Source organism: Nonomuraea rosea, from assembly GCF_039539705.1.
GTDB classification, from domain to species: domain Bacteria; phylum Actinomycetota; class Actinomycetes; order Streptosporangiales; family Streptosporangiaceae; genus Nonomuraea; species Nonomuraea rosea.
Genome location: NZ_BAABDQ010000007.1, coordinates 1 through 21,224, shown reverse-complemented (window position 1 = coordinate 21,224; position 21,224 = coordinate 1). Strand labels below are relative to the sequence as shown.

At 66.9% G+C, this 21,224-nt stretch carries 22 protein-coding genes and 1 tRNA gene; 9 read left to right on the top strand and 14 right to left on the bottom strand.

The annotated features are described in order from the left end of the window. Positions 1–17 precede the first annotated feature (17 nt). Positions 18–1,649 (top strand): sodium:solute symporter family protein, encoded by a 1,632-nt coding sequence (locus tag ABEA43_RS18420; RefSeq protein ID WP_345563278.1) that lies wholly within the window; start codon positions 18–20, stop codon positions 1,647–1,649. Beyond that, on the top strand, positions 1,646–1,807 hold the full coding sequence (locus ABEA43_RS18415) for a hypothetical protein (protein ID WP_345563276.1): 162 nt from the start codon (positions 1,646–1,648) through the stop codon (positions 1,805–1,807). The genes ABEA43_RS18420 and ABEA43_RS18415 overlap by 4 nt, the downstream gene beginning before the upstream one ends. On the opposite strand, the gene ABEA43_RS18410 is transcribed toward ABEA43_RS18415, so the two are convergent. Further along, on the bottom strand, positions 1,794–2,204 hold the full coding sequence (locus ABEA43_RS18410) for a winged helix-turn-helix transcriptional regulator (RefSeq protein WP_345563274.1): 411 nt from the start codon (positions 2,202–2,204) through the stop codon (positions 1,794–1,796). The two genes, ABEA43_RS18415 and ABEA43_RS18410, sit on opposite strands and share 14 nt — an antisense overlap. Before the next feature lie 79 nt (positions 2,205–2,283). Between ABEA43_RS18410 and ABEA43_RS18405 the strand changes: the two genes are divergently transcribed. Further along, positions 2,284–3,216: an NADP-dependent oxidoreductase gene (locus ABEA43_RS18405; RefSeq protein ID WP_345563272.1), complete on the top strand. Its 933-nt coding sequence runs from the start codon at positions 2,284–2,286 to the stop codon at positions 3,214–3,216. Between the two features lie 54 nt (positions 3,217–3,270). Here ABEA43_RS18405 and ABEA43_RS18400 read toward each other — a convergent pair whose 3' ends face one another. Continuing rightward, the gene (locus tag ABEA43_RS18400) at positions 3,271–3,507 is read right to left on the bottom strand and encodes a hypothetical protein (protein WP_345563271.1); all 237 of its coding nucleotides are present in this window, start codon (positions 3,505–3,507) and stop codon (positions 3,271–3,273) included. After that, entirely contained in the window at positions 3,504–3,731 is a 228-nt protein-coding gene (locus tag ABEA43_RS18395; RefSeq protein WP_345563269.1) for a DUF6158 family protein, read from the bottom strand. The genes ABEA43_RS18400 and ABEA43_RS18395 overlap by 4 nt, the downstream gene beginning before the upstream one ends. A 95-nt stretch (positions 3,732–3,826) precedes the next feature. Here ABEA43_RS18395 and ABEA43_RS18390 point away from each other — a divergent pair, with 95 nt between their 5' ends. Next, positions 3,827–4,759: a LysR family transcriptional regulator gene (locus ABEA43_RS18390; protein ID WP_345563267.1), complete on the top strand. Its 933-nt coding sequence runs from the start codon at positions 3,827–3,829 to the stop codon at positions 4,757–4,759. 84 nt (positions 4,760–4,843) lie between these two features. Further along, the gene (locus ABEA43_RS18385) at positions 4,844–6,283 is read left to right on the top strand and encodes a S1 family peptidase (protein WP_345563265.1); all 1,440 of its coding nucleotides are present in this window, start codon (positions 4,844–4,846) and stop codon (positions 6,281–6,283) included. 98 nt (positions 6,284–6,381) lie between these two features. On the opposite strand, the gene ABEA43_RS18380 is transcribed toward ABEA43_RS18385, so the two are convergent. Further along, positions 6,382–6,909: a histidine phosphatase family protein gene (locus ABEA43_RS18380; protein WP_345563263.1), complete on the bottom strand. Its 528-nt coding sequence runs from the start codon at positions 6,907–6,909 to the stop codon at positions 6,382–6,384. Positions 6,910–7,376: 467 nt separating this feature from the next. Between ABEA43_RS18380 and ABEA43_RS18375 the strand changes: the two genes are divergently transcribed. Further along, positions 7,377–7,450 (top strand) — tRNA-Ile (locus tag ABEA43_RS18375). A 260-nt stretch (positions 7,451–7,710) separates the two neighbouring features. Here the strand turns inward: ABEA43_RS18375 and ABEA43_RS18370 are convergent. Then, positions 7,711–8,748: an integrase core domain-containing protein gene (locus ABEA43_RS18370; RefSeq protein ID WP_345563262.1), complete on the bottom strand. Its 1,038-nt coding sequence runs from the start codon at positions 8,746–8,748 to the stop codon at positions 7,711–7,713. Beyond that, complete coding sequence (locus tag ABEA43_RS18365; RefSeq protein ID WP_345563260.1) at positions 8,687–9,895, bottom strand: transposase; 1,209 nt, start codon at positions 9,893–9,895, stop codon at positions 8,687–8,689. The genes ABEA43_RS18370 and ABEA43_RS18365 overlap by 62 nt, the downstream gene beginning before the upstream one ends. A gap of 445 nt (positions 9,896–10,340) precedes the next feature. On the opposite strand from ABEA43_RS18365, the gene ABEA43_RS68675 reads away from it, so the two are divergent. Beyond that, complete coding sequence (locus ABEA43_RS68675; protein WP_486348723.1) at positions 10,341–10,700, top strand: hypothetical protein; 360 nt, start codon at positions 10,341–10,343, stop codon at positions 10,698–10,700. A gap of 92 nt (positions 10,701–10,792) precedes the next feature. On the opposite strand, the gene ABEA43_RS18355 is transcribed toward ABEA43_RS68675, so the two are convergent. The 4 genes from ABEA43_RS18355 to ABEA43_RS18340 form a co-directional block, all read right to left on the bottom strand. Then, positions 10,793–11,167: a hypothetical protein gene (locus tag ABEA43_RS18355; RefSeq protein WP_345563256.1), complete on the bottom strand. Its 375-nt coding sequence runs from the start codon at positions 11,165–11,167 to the stop codon at positions 10,793–10,795. A 151-nt stretch (positions 11,168–11,318) separates the two neighbouring features. Next, the gene (locus tag ABEA43_RS18350) at positions 11,319–11,873 is read right to left on the bottom strand and encodes a hypothetical protein (protein WP_345563254.1); all 555 of its coding nucleotides are present in this window, start codon (positions 11,871–11,873) and stop codon (positions 11,319–11,321) included. After that, on the bottom strand, positions 11,870–12,628 hold the full coding sequence (locus ABEA43_RS18345; RefSeq protein WP_345563253.1) for a hypothetical protein: 759 nt from the start codon (positions 12,626–12,628) through the stop codon (positions 11,870–11,872). Before ABEA43_RS18345 ends, ABEA43_RS18350 begins: the two co-directional genes overlap by 4 nt. A 39-nt stretch (positions 12,629–12,667) precedes the next feature. After that, positions 12,668–13,000, bottom strand: a complete 333-nt coding sequence (locus ABEA43_RS18340) for an integrase core domain-containing protein (protein WP_345563251.1) — start codon at positions 12,998–13,000, stop codon at positions 12,668–12,670. Positions 13,001–13,477: 477 nt separating this feature from the next. On the opposite strand from ABEA43_RS18340, the gene ABEA43_RS18335 reads away from it, so the two are divergent. Then, positions 13,478–13,852, top strand: coding sequence for a hypothetical protein (locus ABEA43_RS18335; protein ID WP_345563249.1), 375 nt, complete (start codon positions 13,478–13,480; stop codon positions 13,850–13,852). 304 nt (positions 13,853–14,156) lie between these two features. On the opposite strand, the gene ABEA43_RS18330 is transcribed toward ABEA43_RS18335, so the two are convergent. The 4 genes from ABEA43_RS18330 to ABEA43_RS18315 all read right to left on the bottom strand — a co-directional run bounded on the left by ABEA43_RS18330 (position 14,157) and on the right by ABEA43_RS18315 (position 20,136). Beyond that, entirely contained in the window at positions 14,157–14,774 is a 618-nt protein-coding gene (locus ABEA43_RS18330; protein ID WP_345563247.1) for a DUF6461 domain-containing protein, read from the bottom strand. 93 nt (positions 14,775–14,867) lie between these two features. Further along, positions 14,868–19,019, bottom strand: a complete 4,152-nt coding sequence (locus ABEA43_RS18325) for an Ig-like domain-containing protein (RefSeq protein WP_345563831.1) — start codon at positions 19,017–19,019, stop codon at positions 14,868–14,870. After that, positions 18,943–19,800: a hypothetical protein gene (locus ABEA43_RS18320; RefSeq protein ID WP_345563245.1), complete on the bottom strand. Its 858-nt coding sequence runs from the start codon at positions 19,798–19,800 to the stop codon at positions 18,943–18,945. Before ABEA43_RS18320 ends, ABEA43_RS18325 begins: the two co-directional genes overlap by 77 nt. 54 nt (positions 19,801–19,854) lie before the next feature. Further along, positions 19,855–20,136 carry a hypothetical protein gene (locus ABEA43_RS18315; protein WP_345563242.1) on the bottom strand — a complete coding sequence of 94 codons (282 nt, stop codon included), beginning with the start codon at positions 20,134–20,136 and terminating at the stop codon, positions 19,855–19,857. A gap of 293 nt (positions 20,137–20,429) precedes the next feature. Between ABEA43_RS18315 and ABEA43_RS18310 the strand changes: the two genes are divergently transcribed. Then, complete coding sequence (locus tag ABEA43_RS18310; RefSeq protein WP_345563240.1) at positions 20,430–20,786, top strand: hypothetical protein; 357 nt, start codon at positions 20,430–20,432, stop codon at positions 20,784–20,786. The last annotated feature ends 438 nt before the right edge of the window (positions 20,787–21,224 follow it).

Sequence of the window (21,224 nt, the reverse complement as noted above, 5' to 3'; positions counted from 1 at the left end):
GGGGTAGCGGGAGCGCCGTGCGTCTCGACGTGAACCTCCTCGACTACGTTCTCATCGCGATCTACTTCGCCACCGTGCTCGCGATCGGGTTCGCCGCCCGAAAACACATCAGCTCCAGCCTCGACTTCTTCCTGGCCGGACGCGGGCTGCCCGCGTGGATCACCGGGCTGGCGTTCGTCTCGGCGAACCTGGGCGCGATCGAGATCCTCGGCATGGCGGCCAACGGCGTCCAGTACGGCGCGATGACCGTGCACTACTACTGGATCGGCGCGGTTCCCGCGATGGTCTTCCTCGGCATCGTGATGATGCCGTTCTACTACCGCTCGAAGGTCCGCACCGTTCCCGAGTTCCTGCGCAGGCGCTTCAACGGGGCCACGCAGCTGCTGAACGCGATCACCTTCGCGGTGGCGCAGATCCTCATCGCCGGTGTGAACCTGTACGCGCTGGCCCTGGTCATGGAGGCGCTGCTGGGCTGGCCGCTGCCGGTCTCGGTGGTGGTGTCGGCGGTGATCGTGCTGTCGTACATCACGCTCGGCGGCCTGTCCTCCGCGATCTACAACGAGGTCCTGCAGTTCTTCGTGATCCTCGCCGGGCTGATCCCGCTGACCGTGCTCGGGCTGATGCGGGTGGGCGGGGTCTCCGGCCTGGCCGACAAGGTCCGGCAGAGCACGCTCGGCGAGGGCGGCCTGCACACCTGGGTGAACTCGGCGGGCGACAACCCGATGCACGCCCACTGGATCGGGATCGTGTTCGGGCTCGGTTTCGTGCTGTCGTTCGGCTACTGGACCACCAACTTCGCCGAGGTCCAGCGCGCCCTGTCGGCCAGGAACACGAACGCGTCCAGGCTCACGCCGATCATCGCCGCGTACCCGAAGCTGTTCATCCCGCTGATCACGGTGCTGCCGGGGATGATCGCGCTCGTGCTGTTCGGCGGCTGGGGCGAGGGCCAGGACTACAACAACGCGATCCCGCTGCTCATGCGCGAGCTGCTGCCGAACGGCGTGCTGGGGGTCGCGGTGACCGGGCTGCTGGCCTCGTTCATGGCGGGGATGGCGGCGAACATCAGCGGGTTCAACACCGTGTTCACGAACGACATCTGGCAGTCGCACGTGCGCAAGGACCGCGAGGACGGCTACTACGTGCGGGTGGGCCGGATCGCGACCGTGGCGGGCGTGGCGATGGGGGTCGGGACCGCGTTCATCGCGGCCGGTTACTCCAACATCATGAACTACCTGCAGGCGCTGTTCTCGTTCTTCAACGCGCCGCTCTTCGCGACGTTCATCATCGGCCTGTTCTGGCGGCGGATGACGCCGTGGGCCGGGTTCTGGGGGCTGCTGGCCGGCACGCTGTCCGGCTTCGCCTCCTACATCGGGTTCAAGGCCGGTCTGCTGGACTTCGGCACCGAGCTGAACGCCAGCTTCTGGGGCGCGGGCGTGGCCTTCGTCGTGGACGCGATCGTGACCGTGGTCGTCACGCTGGTCACCACCGCCAAGCCCGCCGAGGAGCTGCGCGGGCTGGTGTGGGGGCTCAGCGCCGTGGACCTGGAGGACGACGCGCTGGCCGGTGACGCGAAGTGGTACCGCTCGCCCGTGGTGCTCGGCACCGGCGCGATCATCCTGGCCGCACTGATGTACGGAGTGATCCTGTGAGTGACATCCGCATGGTGATCGGCGGGCTCTTCCTGGTGTACGGCGTGATCCTGATCGTCGCCGGCGTCTTCGGCGAGCCCGTCAATCTGTGGACCGGCCTGGCCATGGCCGTCTTCGGCGGCGCCTTCCTGGTGTGGGCCCGGGTCAAACGGATCTGACCGGTTCCTTGGCCTTCTCGTCGTAGGCGTCGCGGGCGGCGATCACGTCGTCGGCGTACACGCTCGCCCACTCGCCGATGGAGCGCAGGACGCCGATCGCGCTGTGGCCGAGGCCGGTGAGCTCGTACTCGACCCGTGGCGGGATCGTCGGGTAGACGGTGCGGGTGGCCAGGCCGTCGCGTTCGAGGGTGCGCAGGGTCTGCGACAGCATCTTCTGGGTGATGCCGTCGAGCATCCTGCGCAGCTCGCCGAACCGCCTGGGCCCGTCGAGGAGCGCGCCCATGACCAGGCCCGTCCACTTGTTGGTGAACATGCCGAGCACGGTGCGGGGCTTGCACGCCTGCAGGAACGCGTCGGCGCCGCCGTAGGCTCTGAGATCGGGAAAGTTGGTATCCATCAGGTACCTGAATACCAAACAGGTGCCTTCTTCACAAGAGATACCTGAGTTGACCAGCATATGAGGCATGTCAGAAAACATGCGCGCAATCGTTTACCGTGCCTTCGGCGACCCCGAGGTGCTGGAGCTCGCCGAGGTCCCGCGGCCGGTTCCGCAGCGGCACGAGGTGCTGGTGCGGGTGCGGGCCGCGGGCGTCAACCCGCCCGACTGGAAGCTGCGGCGCACCCCGTTCCCGCCGGACTACACCGAGCTGCCGCTGACCCCCGGCTGGGACGTGTCGGGCGTCGTGGAGGAGATCGGCGAGTACACCGGCCGCTTCAAGCCCGGCGACGAGGTCTTCGGCATGCTCAACTTCCCGTACGCCGCCCGTGCCTACGCCGACTATGTGGTGGCCAGGCCGCGGCAGTTCGCCCGCAAGCCGGACGGCGTCGATCACGTGCAGGCCGCGGCGCTGCCCATGGCCGCGCTGACCGCCTGGCAGGCCTTCTCCGACATCGCCGGCGTCTCACCCGGGCAGCGGGTGCTGGTCCACGCGGCCGCCGGCGGGATCGGGCACCTGGCCGTGCAGCTCGCCAAGCTGCGCGGCGCGTACGTGATCGGCACCACCCGGGCGGCCAAGCACGAGTTCGTCAGGAAGCTGGGGGCCGACGAGGTGATCGACTACACCGGCGTGGACTTCGCCGAGGCCGTCTCCGGCGTGGACCTCGTCCTGGACATGGTGGGCGGGGACTACCCGATCCGGTCGATCCCCGTGCTCAAGCCCGGCGGCACGTTCATCGCGGGCGCCGGGGCGACGCCCGCCGACGAGGCCGCCTTCGAGCGGGCCGGGGTGCGGTGGGGACGGTTCAGCGTGGAGCCCGATCACGCGGCGCTGGAGGAGATCGCCCGGCTGGCGGCGGCCGGGAAGCTGGCGGCGCACGTGGACCGGGTCTTCCCGCTGGCGGACGCCGCCGCCGCGCACGCGCTGATGGAGAGCGGCGACTTCGTCGGCAAGCTCGTACTGGAGCCCTGAAGATCCGCCTCGCGCGCCGTCACCGTCCGGGCGGCGCGCCGGGGCGTGGGGATGTCAGTATTCGACCTCGAACGTGTGCGGCCCCAGCGCGTAACCGTCGCCCTGCGGGACGACGTACCCGTGCTCGACCAGCTTCGTGAGGCTCCGGCGTACCTCGTCCTCGGTCAGCCCGGTCGCCCTGATCAGGCCGCCGAGCCCCGCGCCGCCCGTCTCCACGGTCTGGGACGCCACCGCCTCGTACACGTGGATGTCGACGTCCGACAGCGCCTGCACATCATGGCCCTCGCTCATCGGCGTTCCCTTGCTCCCTCGCGGAGCCGCAGCGGGTCCACTTCGCGATCCGGGACGCGGCGGAGGTATTCGGCCTCTAGCTCATTGGTGCGGGAAGTGTGACGGGCTAGCGCATCATCCGATCCGTGGAAGAATGTGTCGCTGCGGGTGGTGTGCAGTTGCCGCAGCTCGCGTACCAGATCATCGTCGCTGAGCTGGGCAGGATCTATTCCCATCGTCGTCATGGGCTCCCCCTACCCCAGAGACCCCCGACAATATCTGTCACAATTCCTGACATATAGGCATTGTTTGGAAGAGATCGCCGCCTTACCTTCCCGTTATGGACCTCGAGCTCAGGCACCTCAGGATCGTCCGCGCAGTCGCGGACGCGGGAAGTGTGAGCAAGGCCGCGTCCCTGCTCGGGCTGGCACAACCGGCCCTCACCGCGCAGCTCAAGCGTATCGAGAGGGTGCTCGGCGGCGCCCTGTTCGAACGCGACCGACACGGCGCCAGACCAACGCGCCTCGGAGAGCTGGTGCTCGCCCGCGCCCGGGTATTACTCCCCGCGGCCAAGGAACTGCAGGACGAAGCCGTACGATTCGCCCACGCCCCCTCACCAGGATTCCGCATCGGCGCCACCAACGGCCCGATACTCGGCGGCCTCGTCGACCGGCTGGCCGCCGAACGCTCGGTCAGCACGTACACGTCCTGGTCGACGCACGAGCTGACCAGCATGGTCGAGCTCGGCAGGCTCGACTACGTGCTGACCGGCGCCTGCGGCGACTCCGGCACCCCCACCGGCACTCTGCTGTGGGAGACGATCAGCCTCGATCCCGTCTTCTGCCTCGTCGGGGACGAGCACCCGGCCGCCAGGGAGAAGGAGGTGACGCTGTCCGACCTGGCGGAGGAGCAGTGGGCGGTCACACCGGGCGACGGCTGCTTCGCGGACTGTTTCGCGATGGCGTGCGCGCGGGCCGGCTTCACCCCCGGAACGATCTACGAGACGGACGTCCCGACCTGCACGCACCTCGCCCAGGTCGGCCGCGCGGTCGTGCTCTGCCAGGCCACCCACCAGGCCGCGCAGGGCCTGGTCATGGTGCCGCTGGCCGGCGCGCCGCTGCGCTGGCGGCAGCTGCTCGGCCGCCATCCCACCGCACCCGACGCCGGCTGGGTGGTCGGACAGGCCAAACAGGCACACGAGGAGGCCGTACGCCGGAGTCAGGTCTACTACGACTGGCTGGTACGAAACCCCGGTTATGGCACCGCACCATAACATCGTGATAGGGGCAAAGTAGTACTCCTCCGCTTCTGGGCCCGCCGTTACCGTGACGGCACCCCCAGCAGCAGGGAGACGACGATGCTCCGCACCCCGGCGCTGATCGCGGTCGCGATCGGCGCATTAGTCATGACGGCGACCCCGGCCGTCGCCGCCAAACCACCGTCAGGTGTGGTCGACGCCCTGCAGCGCGACCTCGGCATCACCAAGGACCAGGCGACCAACCGCCTGGCGAACGAGGCCCGCGGCAACACCGCCGCACCGGGCCTGCGCAAGAGGCTAGGCGACCGCTATGCCGGAGTCTGGTACGAAGGCGCCGAATCCGCCCTCGTCGTGGGCACCGTCGACGCCGCCGACACCGCCGAGATCACCCGCGCGGGCGCCAGGGCCCGTGTCGTGCCCCGTACGTTCGCCCAGCTCACCACCGTCAAGAACGGCCTGGACCGGATGGCGCCGCCCGCCTCCGTGCACAGCTGGGCCATCTCGCCCCAGGACAACTCCGTCGTCGTCCAGGCGGACGACACCGCGGCGGCGCAGTCGTGGGTCGCCTCCAGCGGCGTGGACGCCTCCGCCGTGAAGCTCGAACAGTCCGCGGAACGCCCCCGCCTCTTCTACGACATCCGCGGCGGCGACGCGTACTACACCTCGCAGGGCTTCCGCTGCTCGGTCGGCTTCGCGGCCAGGCGCGGCACCCAGCTCGGCTTCACCAGCGCCGGCCACTGCGGCACCACGGGCGTCACCACGACCGGCTACAACCAGGTCGCGCAGGGAACCTTCCAGATCTCGTCGTTCCCCGGCAACGACTACTCGTGGGTCGCCACCAACGCCAACTGGACCGCGCCCGGCGTGGTGAACGGCTACAGCGCCGGCATCCTCCCGGTCCGCGGCGCGACCGTCACGCAGCCCCAGGGCTCGGTCTGCCGCTCCGGCTCGACCACCCAGTGGCACTGCGGCACGGTCACCGCGCTCAACGCGACCGTCAACTACCCGGAGGGCACGGTTTCGGGCCTGACGCGTACCACGGTGTGCGCGGAGGGCGGGGACTCGGGCGGCTCGTTCATCTCGGGCGACCAGGCCCAGGGCATGACCTCGGGCGGCTCGGGCAACTGCACCAGCGGCGGCGTCACCTTCTTCCAGCCACTCGGCGAGATCCTCTCGGCCGGCGGCCTGACGCTGGTGACCTCGGGCGGCACGGACCCGCCGCCGACCGGCTGCCAGAACTACGAGGAGACCTACTCGGGGTCGCTGACCTCCAACCAGAGCGTGTACCAGCCGAACGGCTCCTACTACCAGGCCACGGTGTCGGGCACGCACGCCGTCTGCCTGGACGGGCCCAACGGGACGGACTTCGACGTCTACCTGCAGCGCTGGAACGGCTCCGCCTGGGCCGTCGTCGCCAGCGCCACCACCCCGAACCCCGACGAGACGCTCAGCTACAACGGGACGGCGGGATATTACCGGTATCGCGTGCACGCGTACAGCGGCTCCGGCGCCTACACGCTGGGCCTGAACCGCCCGTGATCCCCTGACCTCCGATGACCCGAGGGTCAGCGAATGCCGAGCAGCCCCTCCGTTCGCTGACCCTCATCCATCCGGCGTCGCACCGATCAGGCGACGGATCACGCGAGGTCGTACTCCCACCCCGGCCGCCAATCGAACGGCGCGTCGACCAGCTCCTCCAGAACCGCCCCATCAAGCAGATTCTGCAACGCCCACCGATTGGCCGAATGCCCCACCAGCAGCACGGTGCACCCCTGCCACTCCTCCATCACATCCTTGAGAAACGCCGCCATCTCCGCCACGACCTGCCGATAGCTCTGCCCGCCCGGCCACGGCGTATCGATGTGCCTGCTCCGCAGGGCCGCCACCTCACTGACCGGCCGCCCGTTGTAGATCCCGTAGTCACATTCCCTGAGCCGCCGATCGAGCCGGATCTCCTTGCCGTCCCCGAAGGCGGTCTCGGCCGTCTGCACAGCCCGCCGCAGGTCGGAGGAGTAGACGACATCCACTTTGCGCCGTCGTACGCCGAGCTCGACGGCCGCGGCACGCCCGCGTGCGGACAGCTCACCGGGCAACCACCCGGTGGCGACACCCGTTTCGTTGTCCACGGTGATGGAGTGGGTCTCGTAGACCAGTTTGACGGCCACGCCAAGACGCTACCCCGCCCATCACCGCCGCGAGTGCCCGTCACCGCAGGGATCTGCCAGGTCTGGAGCCGACACGGATATGGGACCGCATACCGGCATTCGGCGCTCTGGCCACTGAGCTACACAGCCGAAGCTGCGGCGGGATTCGAACCCGCGACCTCCCCATGAGAAGTGGATAACCGACACGCTTCGACCCGTGCCGACACCAGACCCGACAGCCCACTCACCTGCGCACACCCTAACCCGCCCCTCCCCCGTCCACACCTCCTTTTCCACCCTCTCCAACCGAGACCCGAATATGATCCACTTGGACTCCACCAACCACGCCAGGCATGGAACGATGTCCGCGGAGACCCGTCTCCCGTTCGGCCGGGCGCCACGACCGGATCCGATGCTCTAGCCTTAGCATGCGCGAAGGCTCGGCATGATCCCCTCCACGCCCGCCGTCCGCCGTACAACTTCATCCAGGGGCGGTAGCTCAGACGGTCAGAGCATCGGACTCATAATCCGTGGGTCGTGGGTTCAAGTCCCACCCGCCCTACTCTTCAATACCGCGTTCGACCTGGGGTTTCTCAGTTCTCGCCGGTCTCTGAGCTCGATGTTGATCATGGTTGGTTGCTCGATGGTTACTCTTGTGTACGGACCGTGTACGACGGTAGATCATTTAGGCCGCCATCGTCAGTTCAGACCCCGGTGACACCCATCAGAAGATCAAGCCAGAAGGTGTGCGCGGCGTCGCCGGTCAACGGTGGCCTCGCGTGCGGTCAAGTCTGCGCATGCCGAAAATTCCATCCATGCAGGTCAAGCGGCATGTGAGTACTCGTGGAGGACGCCGCCGAGCCGGTCTCGTCGGCGTACGTTCAGGTTGATGATTCGCTCTGGATCCGTGATCGGGTCCGGCACGGAACGCAGCGGCGCGGCTTGGTCCAGGGCTTGATGGGCGCGGTGGTGGTTGTAGAAGCGTTCGTACTCGCGTAGGGCGTGTCGCAGGTGGTGTTCGTTCCATACGAGGCAGCGGTCGAGGAGTTCACGGCGGCAGGACTGCACCCACCGCTCCATGATCGAGTTCATCCGCGGTATCCGGATACCGGTGAGCACCGTCTTGATGCCGGCCTCGGCGAGGATCTCGTCCATGAGGGCTGGGAACTTCCCATCCCGATCTCGGAGCAGAAAGCGCGCCCGACAACCCGCATCGTCCAGGTCCATCACCAGGTTCCTTATCGCCTGGGTGACCCAATTTGCGGTGGGGTGCGCGGTGGCGCCGAGCACACGGACGCGCCTGGCGGCGTGCTCGATGACGGCCAGGATGTACTGGCGCTGGCCGCTCAGGGTGATGGTCTCGATGAAATCGCCGGCCAGCAGGGCGTCGGCTTGCGAGTGCAGGAAGTCGCCCCAGGTGGTGGACGCCCGCTCGGGTGCCGGATCAAGACCTGCCTGCTTGAGGATCTCCCATACCGTGGAGGGTGCCACCTTGATACCCAGCGTGGTGAGCTCGCCGTGGACCCTCCGGTAGCCCCAGCTCGGGTTCTCCCGAACCAGGCGCAGGATGAGAGTGCGGATGGAGCGGACCGTGGGCGGGCGGTCGGCCCGCTTCGGCCTGCAGGTACGGGCGTGACGTCGTTTCATCAGATCGCGGTACCAGCGCAGGACGGTGTCCGGCCGGATGAGAAGCCGCAGCCGGCGCAGGACCTCGCGGGGCAGCGAGGTCAGGAGCGCGGCGGGAAAGGCCCGATCCTCGGGTGCGAATCTCACCCTGATGTCAGCGCCGAGCTGGCGTTCAAGGACGGTGATCTGGTGACGCAGGACGAGAATCTCCACGTCCTTGTCCCGATCGCCCATGGGTAGCAATCGCAGCGCGGCGAAAGCGTTCGTGACGGTCAGGTAGGCCAGGCGAAGCAGCACAGCGGATCATCCTGCCGTACGCGTTTCCGTCTCCGGGTGACCGGAACTCGCGTACGGCACTCGAAGCCATCTCAGAGCCATGACCTGGGCGGATGTAATTGTCGGCAGGCGCACAGCCGGTCAGGTCCAGCAGGCCGGTCAGCTCGGCGACCCAGGCGCCGGGCCGGACCTGCCGGTCAGCGTTGTAGGCGGGCGTCCAAGCGCTCTTGGGCAGGCGCAGCACGGCCTGCCGAATCTGCTCGGTGAGGGTGAACCCGATCGAGTACGACAGCCGGCGGCCGGGCTTGGTGAGCCAGGTCAGGAACTCGTGGGTGCCGCCGCCGGAGTCGGTGCGGATCAGCACCTGCCGCCTGCGGTGCTGGGGCAGCTGGGCCAGGGCCAGCCGGGTGGCTTCGATGTGGTCGGCGGCGGTGTTGGAGCCGGCGGCGGTGTTGGAGCCGGCGGCGGTGTTGGAGCCGGCGGCGGTGTTGGAGCCGGCGGCGGTGTTGGAGCCGGCGTTGCCCGGCCTGAGCACGATGGCCAGCGGTTCACCGGACCCGCCGGCGCCGTGGTCGGCGAAGACGGTCATCGGGTGGAAGCCGAAGGTGTGTTTCCAGGTCGGCGCGGCGTGCTGTTTGTCGGAGTGGGCGATGACGATGGTGGCGTCGAGGTCGAGCGGGATCAGCTCGCCGTCGCTGCCCGGCGCCGCGTGCCCGGCCAGGCCCCAGGCACGCTCGCGGGCCAGGGCCCGCGCCGCACGCAGGGCCTTGAGCGCCTTGGCCTCGTCGCGGGCGAGGTGGTTGATCAGGCGGGAGACGGTCGGGTCGGAGGCGACGGGTCCGAACAGGTCGGGCTGAGCGCGCAGCAGGGCGATGTCGGCCAGGCAGTCGCCGCCGAGGGCGAGGGCGACGGCCAGATCAGCCACGATCTTGCCGGGGTCGTGCACCGCGCGGGCCGGTCGCCAGCGCTCCAGCTGGGTGGACAGCGCCCGGTCCAGGCCGGTGACGTGCAGGGTCTTGAGCAGCAGCAGGCTCCCGGCATGGGACAGCAGCCCGATGCCATCAGCGGAGGCGGTGATGGTGCGGTGGGAGGCGATAGTCTTCACGTGGAAAGTGCTTCTCGATCTGGCGCGGACAGGACTCTAGACAAGCCCCATCCTCCCAGCTCAGAAGCACTTTTCTCATGTAGTTGATCAACCCTCGCGAAATTCACCGCGAAAGCCCGAGGTTAGGGCTTCCTCCGGGCTGGTGTTTATGACGGATAAACGCAAGGTCCAAACCGCTGTGCTCGGCTCGCCCGATTCGCATGAGCCCATCCTGATGCCCTTCGAACGGGCTGACGCGATCCTTCTCCGGTCGAACTACAGCACACGCCGGTTCTTCTGCGGCGAATGGCTAGGAGGTTGCGGAAGAGAGCTCTACACCCGGATCGGGTCCACGCGGATGCCCCACTTCGCTCATCATCGAGAAGGTTCAGACGGTCCCGTCAACTGCAGGCGCTCCAGCAACGACGACGCGAGCGCGGATCATCTTTATATCAGGCGCGCACTCATGGAATGGCTGAGACGGCACGGTCATCGAGTCAAGGCGGTGACGCTGGAAGGAACGATGCCCCGCCAGGGCGGGACCTGCACAGGCATGACCATCGAGACCACCGCGGGTCTGCTGATCGCGGTCGCTCTCCGCGACGCTCTGCGGAGGAACCCGAAGGCTTACTGGCTACAACGCGACCAGGAGCTCGATCGACGCCGAAAGAGGGTCGAGTGGCTGTTCGCCCCACACGTCACCCTCGCCAGGCAGATGATCAAACGAACAGGCTACGCGTTCACCGTGACCTGCCGGAACGAAGGGCTTCATCGCAAGGTCCAGATCGGGCTCAAGGAAGGCGGTTTAACCCCCGTCCCGGCCTGAAGCTCCCATTAAGATCTTCAGGACACTCCTAACTTCAAAAGAGCCGGTTTCCGCAGGCTCTCCTAAAAGATGCCGTCGTGAGGTCCTTGCGCTTAAGGGCTGGTCCGCGTCACGTGCTCGCCCGCGCTCTGCCCACGCGACTGCTCCTGCCTCGCATGCTCCACCACCGAACAGGCCAGCCCGCCGATCATTAGGCCTACTCCCGCCAAGGTCTCGATCTGCAGCACCGGGGCGACTCCTCCGTGCCGCAACGCGATATAGGCGGCGTACATGAGCAACAGGGTCCCCACGGAGATGAGCGAGATGCGTGCGGTCTTCAGTGCGAGGTGCGCTCTCGCGCCGCGAAGCCATAAGGTCACCACGGTGACCACAGGCACGGCAAGGAATGCCACGACGAGGGTATTGGGTGCGAGCAGAAAAATTTCCGCGAGACCGAAAAGCCCATCCAGCCAACTGTTCGAATTCATGTTTCCTCAAGGTGGTTCTGGCAATATCGACGCTGCCGCTCGACACTAATCGGCGTTGGCGCGGGCGACAGCGTCGGCATGCGGACGCCTAAGAGGTTCCGTATCGTCGTCCGTTGTATTCTTGCCACCAACTCTGATAATCGTTGGAGGCTCATGGAATACAGGTGGTCTTTGACTTGGCCACATGGTAACAGAAGGTCACTTCTGCCCGGAACCTGTGGCTATACGCCTTGATGTTACAGGTGCCAGGGAATCCGTGGAAGCATTCGGCCTTCACCCGCCGCTTGTTCCACACCGGAGACAAGGTGAAGTCGTCACCCGGATCCGGGTTCGGCGGTTTGGCGGGGCCGGTGGCCTCGTAGGACTTGCACGCGGTCTCCACGCTGCCCTGTATGCCACCGGAAACTCCTCCGGTGCCGTTCTTCTGGTTGTCGATCTCGAGTTGGACCCCGGCCGAAGCGCTGGTTCGGTCATTGACGAAGCAGGCCTCTCCCGTCGACTTGATGCTGAGGTTGTTCTTTATGTACTTCGCCTCCTGGGTGCTCGTTTCGGCGTTTCGCGACCAGACGTTCACGTAATTTATGAATGTTCCCGGATCGGCGGCAGGGAAGGCCCGGTTCTCGGCTAGATCCCAGACGTCGACTCCGCTTATGCCTCCCATCTTGTCCGCATGTATGAACCATGTGGAACGTGCGTCCACGGTCACGCCCCAACCTTTACGTTTCGCCCGGTCGGGGAATATTCGCTCGCCATAAAGTCCCGGGAGACCTTGTATCCCGGCTTTTCGGTCGCCCAGCAACCCGTGGGAGGAGTAAACCACTCACACTTGCCTCCGGCACTCCCGCCGGCTGAGACGCCGCAGACCTCTTCGACCGCGCCGTCGGGGTTCACGAATCCGGAGCAGGGGTCGGCGTGGTCACCGGAATCCGAATACCTGGGCATCGCGGCTTCGATGATGGTGATATCGCCACAGCGGTCGAAGACGAATATGGAGATTGTCGATTCGATGGGATCGATCATTCCCTCCGTCGCCGTCGCGCTTGTCCGGCCAAATGCGGCGGCCGCCCGAGTTGGTACCGTCCAGGTGCGTTTCACCTTGCTGGTGACGCGGACGGTCCCGTCAGGCATCGCCTGCACGACGGAGTCGGTCATCTCGATGGCGGACGCGCTGCGTGGGACACCGAGCTGCTGTTCCGCCTGCCGTTCCTCGATCAGAGCGGCGTTGAGCAGCGAGAGCTTGGCCGCGCTTGGCGCGTCGGAGTTGACACCGGGCGCGTCCCAGATCGTGTTCGCCCGGCCTTCCAGGACAGCGTCCTGCGCATGGTCGTAAGCCTTCACCCGCTCGATGTAACTTTGAGCGGCTCCGTCGGCCGACGCCGAACGGGTACTCGTTTCCGGATATGGCTCAAGGACCCAGCCGACCGGATCCGGAGGTGGTGGTATGGCCTTGCTGACGGCCATGGCGGACTCTGCGCCTGCCGAAAATTATGTCCGTACAGTTCAAGCCGCGTGTGAGTACTCGTGGAGGACACCGCCGAGCCGATCTCGTCGGCGTATCTTCAGGTCGATGATTCGCTCTGACTCCGTGATCGGATCGGGGACGGTACACAGCGACGCTGCTTGGTTCAGGGCTTGATGGGCTCGGTGCTGGTTGTAGAAGTGTTCGTACTCGCGCAGGGCGTGCCGAAGGTGGTGTTCGTTCCAGACGAGGCAGCGGTCGAGAAGCTCGTGGCGGCACGACTGCACCCACCGCTCCATGATCGAGTTCATACGCGGCATCCGAATTCCAGTGAGCACCGTCTTGATGCCGGCCTCGGCGAAGACCTCGTCCATGAGGGCCGGGAACTCCCATCCCGATCCCGGAGCAGAAAGCGTGCCCGGCAACCCGCACCGTCCAGGTCCATCACTAGATTCCTGATCGCCTGGATGACCCAGTTCGCGCTCGGGTGAGCGGTGGTGCCGAGCACACGGACGCGCCTGGTGGCGTGCTCGATGACCGCCAGGACGTACTGGCGTTGTCCGCTGAGAGTGACGGTCTCGATGAAGTCGCAGGCCAGTAGGGCGTCTGCTTGCGAGCGCAGGAAGTCGGCCCACGTGGTGGACGCCCGTTCGGGTGCCGGGTCAAGGCCCTCCTGCTTGAGGATCTCCCAGACCGTGGACGGCGCGACCTTAATGCCGAGCGTGGTGAGCTCTCCATGGATCCGCCGGTAGCCCCAGCCGGGGTTTCTCCCGAACCAGGCGCCGAATGAGGGCGCGGATGGAGCGGACGGTGGGTGGGCGCCCGGGGCGCTTCGGCCGGCAGATACGGGCGTGACGCCGTCGCATTGGGTCGCGGTGCCAGCGCAGGACAGTGTCCGGCCGGACGAGAAGCCGCAACCGGCGCAGGACCTTGCGCGGCAGCGAGGTCAGGAGAGCAGCAAGGAAGGCCCGGTCCTCGGGCGCGAATCGCACTTTGGTGTCAGCGCCGAGTTGGCGTTCAAGGATGGCGATCTGGTGACGCAGGACGAGAATCTCCACGTCCTTGTCCCGATCGCTCATGGGGAGCAACCGCAGCGCGGCGAAGGCATTCGTAACGGTGAGGTAGGCCAGGCGAAGGAGCGCAGCGGATCATCCTGCCGTAACCGCTTCCGCCTCCCTGGTGACCGGAACTCGCGCATGCCACGCGAAGCCCTTGCAGAGTCATGACCTGCACGGATGTAATTATCGGCAGGCGCAATGCTCCGCGACCACGCGATCAACAGCCTCCGGCTACGTCCCGACTCCCGGATCCCCGGGGGAAGGGTCCTTGCCGTTGCCGCCCCTTGGCGATCGATCTCGCCGGGGCGAACGCCGGCGGGTGACGCCGACGGCCGGAAGCCGGCCCAGCTCAGCCGTGGCCTGCCTTGTCGTCGCGGCCGCCCTGCGCCTTAAATGCTGGGCCAGCCCACTACGGCCTGAACGCGTCGACGAACCGGGCGCGGTTCGGGACGGCCCGCCTTCTTCCTGAGCGTCAGACCCGGAAATGATGGAGGGCGTGCCCGCGTGCCAGCCAGTCGAAGGACAGGCGGACACCGGTGATCCGCTCCATCAGCACGAACGCGTGCATCCGCCAGTCGTCCAGCAGCCCTTCACCCGGGACACGGCCCGCCTCGACGTCAGCGTATCGCTCGTGCAGATGGAACAGGCCCGCGAGGTGCTCCTCGATAACCGCCGTCTCGCCCCGGACATCGCCCGCGTAGTCCAATCTGCAGAGTTTCCGGCCATCGCGCGCGTAGAACAACGAGAATCGGCAAAGGGTCGCGCTCCCGATCAGGCAGATCGCCTCGCCGCCGGAGGACAGCCGTTCGAGCGCACGGAACGCCCGATCGCCGGTGTACTCCATTGCGAGAAACCAAGGGGGCTCTTTCCCCAGCAGCAGGAATCCGCCGAATTTGCCGTCATTCTGCTCCTCGTACGATTCGGCATACAGCCCTTTCAAGCCGCTCGTGGTGATGTCGAGCACTTCGACATCGAGAGCCCGGATCACCTCATCGGCCGAGCCCGCCCGGCACCACGTCATACAGAGCTCGCCGAGAAAGATATTCCGCTCGACCAGGTCCTTGTGGTGCGTTTCGATGTCAGTGAGCACCGCTCCGGCCCTTCCGTCGGTATTGCGTGTCTCGACACGGCCGACCGCCGCGAAGCAGGCGCTTCGCGGCGATCGACTGTCTCTGATGAACTATTAACTATTTTCCACCTTTATGTAGAACTTTCCGAAGGCGTGCTGGGTGTCGGCTCCCGTGTCCGGATGTGAGCCCAGAACCCGGTAGTGCTGACAGAACCAGTTCATGAGGCTGCCTACGCTCCGGTTCGGGCTGTACGGGATCAGGTTGACCGCCACGTTGTAGTTGATCGAATTCGCCTGCGGACCGGCCGAGCCCTGATGGGTTGCGGCGAAGGGATACTCGTCGCAGTCCTCGTCCGCGCCTTTGTCCCATGGATAGTCGGGCTCGTTGACCAGTTGCGCGCAGAACTTCTTCGACTGGGTGCGGTTCTTCGTGTTCCGCGTCGCGTTGCTGGAGCGATAGAGCGGCCCCTTCGCACACGATCCGGGAATGACCTTCGATGCTCCGTTCGGTGTGCGGGGATAGGTGTCGTCGGGGTCGTCGAGCGCGCTCTGGATGAGCATGGCCGAGTGGTTCGGCGTGGGGTTGCCGTTGTTGTGCTCCCACACCGGCCGCACACTGAAGGTGGGGACGTGATCGGCGAAGACGCATCCGCCGTAGCTGAGCGTCAGCGTCTCCGAGGTGTCGCAGCGCACCGTCATGTTGGCCATTTTGGACAGCACGTACGGCAGCGGCCCGTCACCGGCGACGATCATCGGGCTGAGGTCGCAGGTGGCCAGTTTGTGCGGTCCCCTGCTGGCGTTCTTGTCCGAGAAGTACTCGAAGTAGACCTGCGGGTTGGCTCTCCAGTAGGCCAGGCTGCCACGGGCGCTGCCTCCCTGGGTCTGCCGGCAGCCGTTGCCGTAGAACCCCATGTCCACGTCCAGCCTGGACGTTTCCGGCCACAGGAGGGACCCGGACGTACCGGTGACCTTGATCTTGTCCACCCGTGCCCAGACCTGGGTCGTACGGCTGTCGATGGTTTTGTTGCCGCTGTCGATCGCCTTCTCGCGCATGGGGTTGAGGTTGCCGCTGTCGTCGATCTTCGTGTCTCCGGTGAAGGTGTGCCCCGCGACGCTGAACAGGAATTCCAGCTTTCCGCGGACCGTGTACTTACAACCGCACGGATCCTTCAGCTTCCTGACGCGCGTCTTGCCGACCGTGCGGACCGCGCACCAGTTGTAGGAGTCCCGCACCCAGCCGAGCGGATAGGTGCGCTTGCTGTTGGCCATCGAGTTCGACCAGCAGTCGGAGAACGCGACACGCTTGTCGGGCTTGGTGACCCATGGCCAGCCCTTCCCGTTCGCCGCCGCGGCGGCCTGGGCGCCTGTGGTCGCGCGGCTGCTTGGGCTCCCGGCGGCCGGATTGTGCAGGGTCTCGCTGTTCCAGCCGGTCCATGCGCCGATAATGCCGCTGTTGGTGACGGCGCGGGCGCGCCAGCGGAGCTTCCAGCCGAGAGACAGCCGGCCACTCGGTATGGCCACGCCAGCGTAGGTGCTGGAGGCGGCGCTGGTGGTGCCGGTGCCCGACCAGATCAGGCCGGTGCCCTGTCCCGTGGCCGTGGGGTCGTGCTCCACCTCCACGCTCAGGAAGGAGGAGCGATTTTCGGGGTCGGTCACCCAGCCTCGGAACGTCGGAGTGAGTGATGTGATGACACCGGTGGTGTTCGTGGGTGTGACGTATTGGTCGCTGACCGATGGTTTGTTGAGGGTGATGGTGAGGGTGTTCCAGCCGGTCCATGCGCCAGTGATACCAGTGGTGGTGACGGCGCGGGCGCGCCAGCGGACCTTCCAGCCGTCGGTGAGCTTGCCGCTCGCCATGGCCACCGAGGCATAGGCGCTGGAGGCGGCGCTGGTGGTGCCGGTTGCCGACCAGATCAGGCCGGTGCCCTGCCCGGTGCTGGTGGGGTCGTGTTCGACCTCTACGGCGAGGAAGGAGGAGCGGCTTTCGGGGTCGGTCACCCAGCCTCGGAAGGTGGGGGTGAGGGAGGTCGCGGCGTCTGCCGCGTTCGTGGGTGTGACGTATTGGTCGCTGACCGATGGTTTGTTGAGGGTGATGGTGAGGGTGTTCCAGCCGGTCCATGCGCCAGTGATACCGGTGGTGGTGACGGCGCGGGCGCGCCAGCGGACCTTCCAGCCGTCGGTGAGCTTACCGCTCGCCATGGCCACCGAGGCATAGGTGTCGGTGGCGACACTGGAACCGGTGCCCGACCAGATCAGGCCGGTGCCCTGCCCGGTGGCCGTCGGGTCATGCTCCACCTGCACCGTCATGGAGCTCTGGCCGGCGTTGGGGTCGGTGACCCAGCCCCGGAAGGTGGGGGTGAGCGAGGTGGCGGCGTCCGCGCTGTTGGTGGGCGTCACGTACTCGCTGCTGATCGTGGGAGCGTCGGGCGGCGGCGGGAGGCTGCCGCTGGTGAACGACCACGAGTAGGGGGCGGCCATCGTGTTGCCGGCCTCGTCCTTGGCCCCCGAGACCGTCACCGTGTAGCGGGTCTCCCCCGCCAGAGAACCCGTCGGCCGCCAGGACAGCGCGGTGGCCGAGTCCACGCTCAGCGTCCCGGCCGCCTGGGCGCCCGCCGCATCCGCGACGGTGAGCTGCGTGGCCGTCACGGCCTCGCTGAAGGTGACCTTGATGACGTCCGTGGGCGGCACGCCGGTCGCGTCGCTCACCGGCACCGTGGAGCCGACCGTCGGCGGGACGACGTCCGGCGGCTTGGTGGTGAAGACCCAGGAGTGGGCGCTCATCACATTCCCCGCCTGGTCCTTGGCATCCGTGACCGTCACCGTGTAGGCGGTCAGGGCGGCCAGTGGCGCGGCAGGCGTGAAGGTGAATCCCTTGCCGTCGGCTCCCAGCGTGAGACCCCCGGCGACCGCCTTGCCCGCGGCGTCCGTCACGGTCACCTTCACGTCGGAGACCGGCTCGCTGAACGTGGCGTTGACCGTCTGGGTCACCTTCACGTCCACGGCGTCCTTGGTGGGAACGGTCGAGGCGACCATGGGCTCCTCGTGGTCCGTCACCGTCGCGAACGACCAGGTATGCGGCTCCATCGTGTTGCCGGAGGTGTCCTTGGCGGTCAGTTCCGCGGTGTACGAGGCGTTCCACTCCAGGCGCTGGGCGGGCGTGAACGTCCACGCCTTGCCGGTGCCGTCGAGGACCCCGGTGCCCGCCACCGTAGTATCGGCTCCGTCCTTCAACGTGAGCTGGACGCTGGACACCTTCTCGCTGAAGGCGGCCTTGACCGTGGAGTCGAGTGCCACGTTGGTGGCGTTCTTGGCCGGGCTCGTGCTCGTGACTGCCGGCGGAGCCCCGTCCGTGGCGAACGACCACGTATGGGCGGCCATCGTGTTGCCGGCCGCGTCCGTGCCGCCGCTGACCTCCGCGGTGAAGGTGGCGGCCGTGGGCAGTTGCTGGGCGGGGCTGAAGGTGAGGATGTCACCTTGCGGGTTCGCGGTCGTGACGCCGGGGACGACCTGCCCCGAGGCGTCCCGGACCGTCACCTGCGCGCCGGTGACGGGCTCGTCGAGGAACGCCATGACCTTGGACATGCCCGACACGTTCTGGGCGTCCTCGACCGGCGCCGTCGCCACGGTCGTGGGCGGGCCGGTGTCCGGCTCGCTGTTGTCGGGAGGCACGATGTCGGGGGGCAGGTCGTCCTGATCGACGTCGTACGTCTGTGTGGTCGCCTCGGCCAGCGCCGCCACCTCGTTGAGCGTCCGCGCCTGGTAGGACGGCGGGAAGTCGCTCAGCGGAATCTGGTTGGCGAGCACCTCCTCGTAGGTCGGCAGGCTGTCGTCGGGAACCCCGTCCCGCTCGTAGGCGAGATCGAACTCCTCCGCCGGGGTGTACTCCACCATCAGCGCGGGCGGATGCTGGTAGCCGGGGTAGGTGCCGCCGTATTCGGTGGCGTAGTACTGGCGCCAGTTGATCGCCGCCGTCTCGCTGTAGGCGCGCAGCCGCATGCCGTGGTTGGACTTACCGCCTTCGATCCAGCCCCGGGCCATGGTGGTCACCCGGTGCCAGAGCTGCTCTTCCTTGCCGCACCAGCCGGTGGCCTCATAGTTGTAGCCCGCGACGTTGCGTCCCTCGGAGCCGGCGGCGGAGGGCTGAGTGTCCCAGTCGAGGGTCGTCGTGTTCCATGAGGAGGTTACCTGCTCAGCGACGATGCCCGACCCCAGCGGGTCGCCGCACAGATCGCCGTTCGGACCGCCGGACTTGTAGTTCCAGACGATCAGGTCCGCTTGGTGGACCGTCGCGCCTTCCAGTTCCGGCCGTGGTATCGAAGCGCAGATACACACGGGCGATGTCGGCGCTGGTCTGCGTGGTGCCCGCCCGCAGCCACCCGGCCGAGGCGTGATTGGCGGCGGGGTCGTTCCTGTTCACCCAGGCGTCGTCGGGCTTGCCGCCGCCGAACCAGGAGGAGGCCGCGACCGTCACCGGGTAGGTCACGGCCGGGTCAGCGAGGAACTTCGCGTCGGGAGTGAACACCAGCGAGGAATTCTTGCCCGAGGTCTCAATGCGGGCGCTCACCGGGCTGGTCTTCCCCTGCTCGGGAGAGACCTCGACCTTGGCGTCCATCGCGGTCAGCACGATCGGTGCGGACGCCGCCGCACCATCGGCGCTCTTGAGCTGCGGCAGGCCCTTGGAGGACTTGCCGAACGAGTACCCCTTGGGCAGGGTGACCGGCAGTCGCACGGTAACCGGTCCGACGGGCCGCTGCCGGAAGACCGCCTGCTGGACGAACCCGTCCGCCAGGGCGATCACTACCAGGTCGGCTCCAGGGGCGATGGCGTCCGGGTAGGTGATGGTGTTGCCGGAGATGCGCGGCTCAGGCAACTCGTTGACGGTGCCGAGCGCGGCTTCGCCCTGCTCGCTCCTGGCCGCGACCAGGACTTTGTCGCCGCGGTGGCCGAAGGTGAGTGGTGTCTTGACGCGGGACGCCTGAGGTGCGCCGTTGCGGAGGACGATGTTGGTGTCGACGGCTTCCCACGCGCCGCTGGCCTTGTTCTTCAACTGAACGGGCTGGGTGTAGATTTCGGCTTGCAGCCGGTCGCTATCTGGTTTGGCCTAGACCTTCATGGTCTCGGTGAACCGTGAAGGCACTTCCACTCGCTGGCCGGTCTTCTGCGCCTTCTCGGAAGCGGCCTTCAGAGCCGGATCGACCACCGGCCGGGGTTCGGCCGATAACTTCGCGGGAATTGGCGCCGATGCCGACTTCGCCGGCGGCTCCGCCGCCGATGGCGACGCCATCAGACCTAAAAGCATAACGCCGACGAGACCGGCCGACGCGGTGCGGGATAGCTGGCGGTGGTAAAGCCGGAATCCCGATGATCCTAACTGCACATCCACTCCAGTGCATGCGAAAACGGCCCAACTTGGGCCGTCACTTCGTCAGGGCCTCCACATTAAACAGTGGAGATCATTGTCGAGGCAATGCCTCGATTCACAACTTTGCGATCTCGATGGAGGGCGCAATTGTGGTAGGCGACATTTTCCCTTTCATCGTCCACGCCCGGCCGTCGAAATGGAGCGCGGCGATCGAGGGCTGCCCTGAATGACCTGCGGCGGCTTATCGCCGCAGGTGGTGGCGCGAGATCATGAGCCGTCCGGATGCATCAGGTGCGTGGTGGCCCGCCCGTCGGATGTTCTTCAGACGGGTGCCGGATGCCTGGCGCAGCGAGTTCCAGGATGGCAGCGACGTCGCTGAACGGCCGAATGCGCGCCGCCGGGTAGCGACTCACGCTCTCCTCTCCACCACCAGCATCCCCGGCGACGGCCGGCACCGGCCCGTGCGGTTCCTCGCCGGGCACCTCGGTCGCGGTGAACATTCCACAATCGAATCCGATCTGGCCGCACGCTCCGCCGTTGGCGTTCTTGACCGCGAAAGAATGAGCGGCGTCGCGGCGATCGTGGTCGCCAACCGGCTGCCAGGCCGCAGTGCCGCCAGCCACGAATTCGGTATCGGACGGACGCCCGTCATGGACACGATCCGATCGTAGGGGCCGGCAGCGATCCCGTCCCGTTCCTGGTGAGCCGCGTCGGCTGCAGCCTTGCAGTGGGTGACGCCGGCACGTGTTGTTGTTGCACTTACGAACTCCAGGGCTGCGCACGACGCGTTCACCGATCGTCCCAGCCAGCGTGGCCGGCTCCGCTTCAACGGTCGGACAATCCCTGGTGAACGCTCCTCTACGGGGCATCAGTCCTGCCCTCCCGCCTCCAAGCCGAACGCGTGGGCGGCGATCTGCGCGTAAGTCGCCTCGCTGCCCACCTCGCCGACCCTGTCCGGTGCCAAAACTGATGCAGCATGTCTCCGGGGTTCCGCAGCTGGTAGTCACACGTGAGCCCGGATTTGGATGTTGACCTGGGAGAATGCGTGTAGGGCCGGGGAGGGTCGTGTGCCTATGCCCTCGGCGGCCGGTCGCTCATCAGGTCAGGCA

Bases quoted from the DNA above. Each gene is read 5' to 3' on its own strand.
- ABEA43_RS18410 (WP_345563274.1), bottom strand. From the start codon at position 2,204: ATGGATACCAACTTTCCCGATCTCAGAGCCTACGGCGGCGCCGACGCG.
- ABEA43_RS18405 (WP_345563272.1), top strand. From the start codon at position 2,284: ATGCGCGCAATCGTTTACCGTGCCTTCGGCGACCCCGAGGTGCTGGAG.
- ABEA43_RS18400 (WP_345563271.1), bottom strand. From the start codon at position 3,507: ATGAGCGAGGGCCATGATGTGCAGGCGCTGTCGGACGTCGACATCCAC.
- ABEA43_RS18395 (WP_345563269.1), bottom strand. From the start codon at position 3,731: ATGACGACGATGGGAATAGATCCTGCCCAGCTCAGCGACGATGATCTG.
- ABEA43_RS18390 (WP_345563267.1), top strand. From the start codon at position 3,827: ATGGACCTCGAGCTCAGGCACCTCAGGATCGTCCGCGCAGTCGCGGAC.
- ABEA43_RS18385 (WP_345563265.1), top strand. From the start codon at position 4,844: ATGCTCCGCACCCCGGCGCTGATCGCGGTCGCGATCGGCGCATTAGTC.
- ABEA43_RS18370 (WP_345563262.1), bottom strand. From the start codon at position 8,748: ATGGGCGATCGGGACAAGGACGTGGAGATTCTCGTCCTGCGTCACCAG.
- ABEA43_RS68675 (WP_486348723.1), top strand. From the start codon at position 10,341: ATGGAATGGCTGAGACGGCACGGTCATCGAGTCAAGGCGGTGACGCTG.
- ABEA43_RS18355 (WP_345563256.1), bottom strand. From the start codon at position 11,167: ATGAATTCGAACAGTTGGCTGGATGGGCTTTTCGGTCTCGCGGAAATT.
- ABEA43_RS18345 (WP_345563253.1), bottom strand. From the start codon at position 12,628: ATGGCCGTCAGCAAGGCCATACCACCACCTCCGGATCCGGTCGGCTGG.
- ABEA43_RS18340 (WP_345563251.1), bottom strand. From the start codon at position 13,000: ATGGACGAGGTCTTCGCCGAGGCCGGCATCAAGACGGTGCTCACTGGA.
- ABEA43_RS18310 (WP_345563240.1), top strand. From the start codon at position 20,430: ATGTTCTTCAGACGGGTGCCGGATGCCTGGCGCAGCGAGTTCCAGGAT.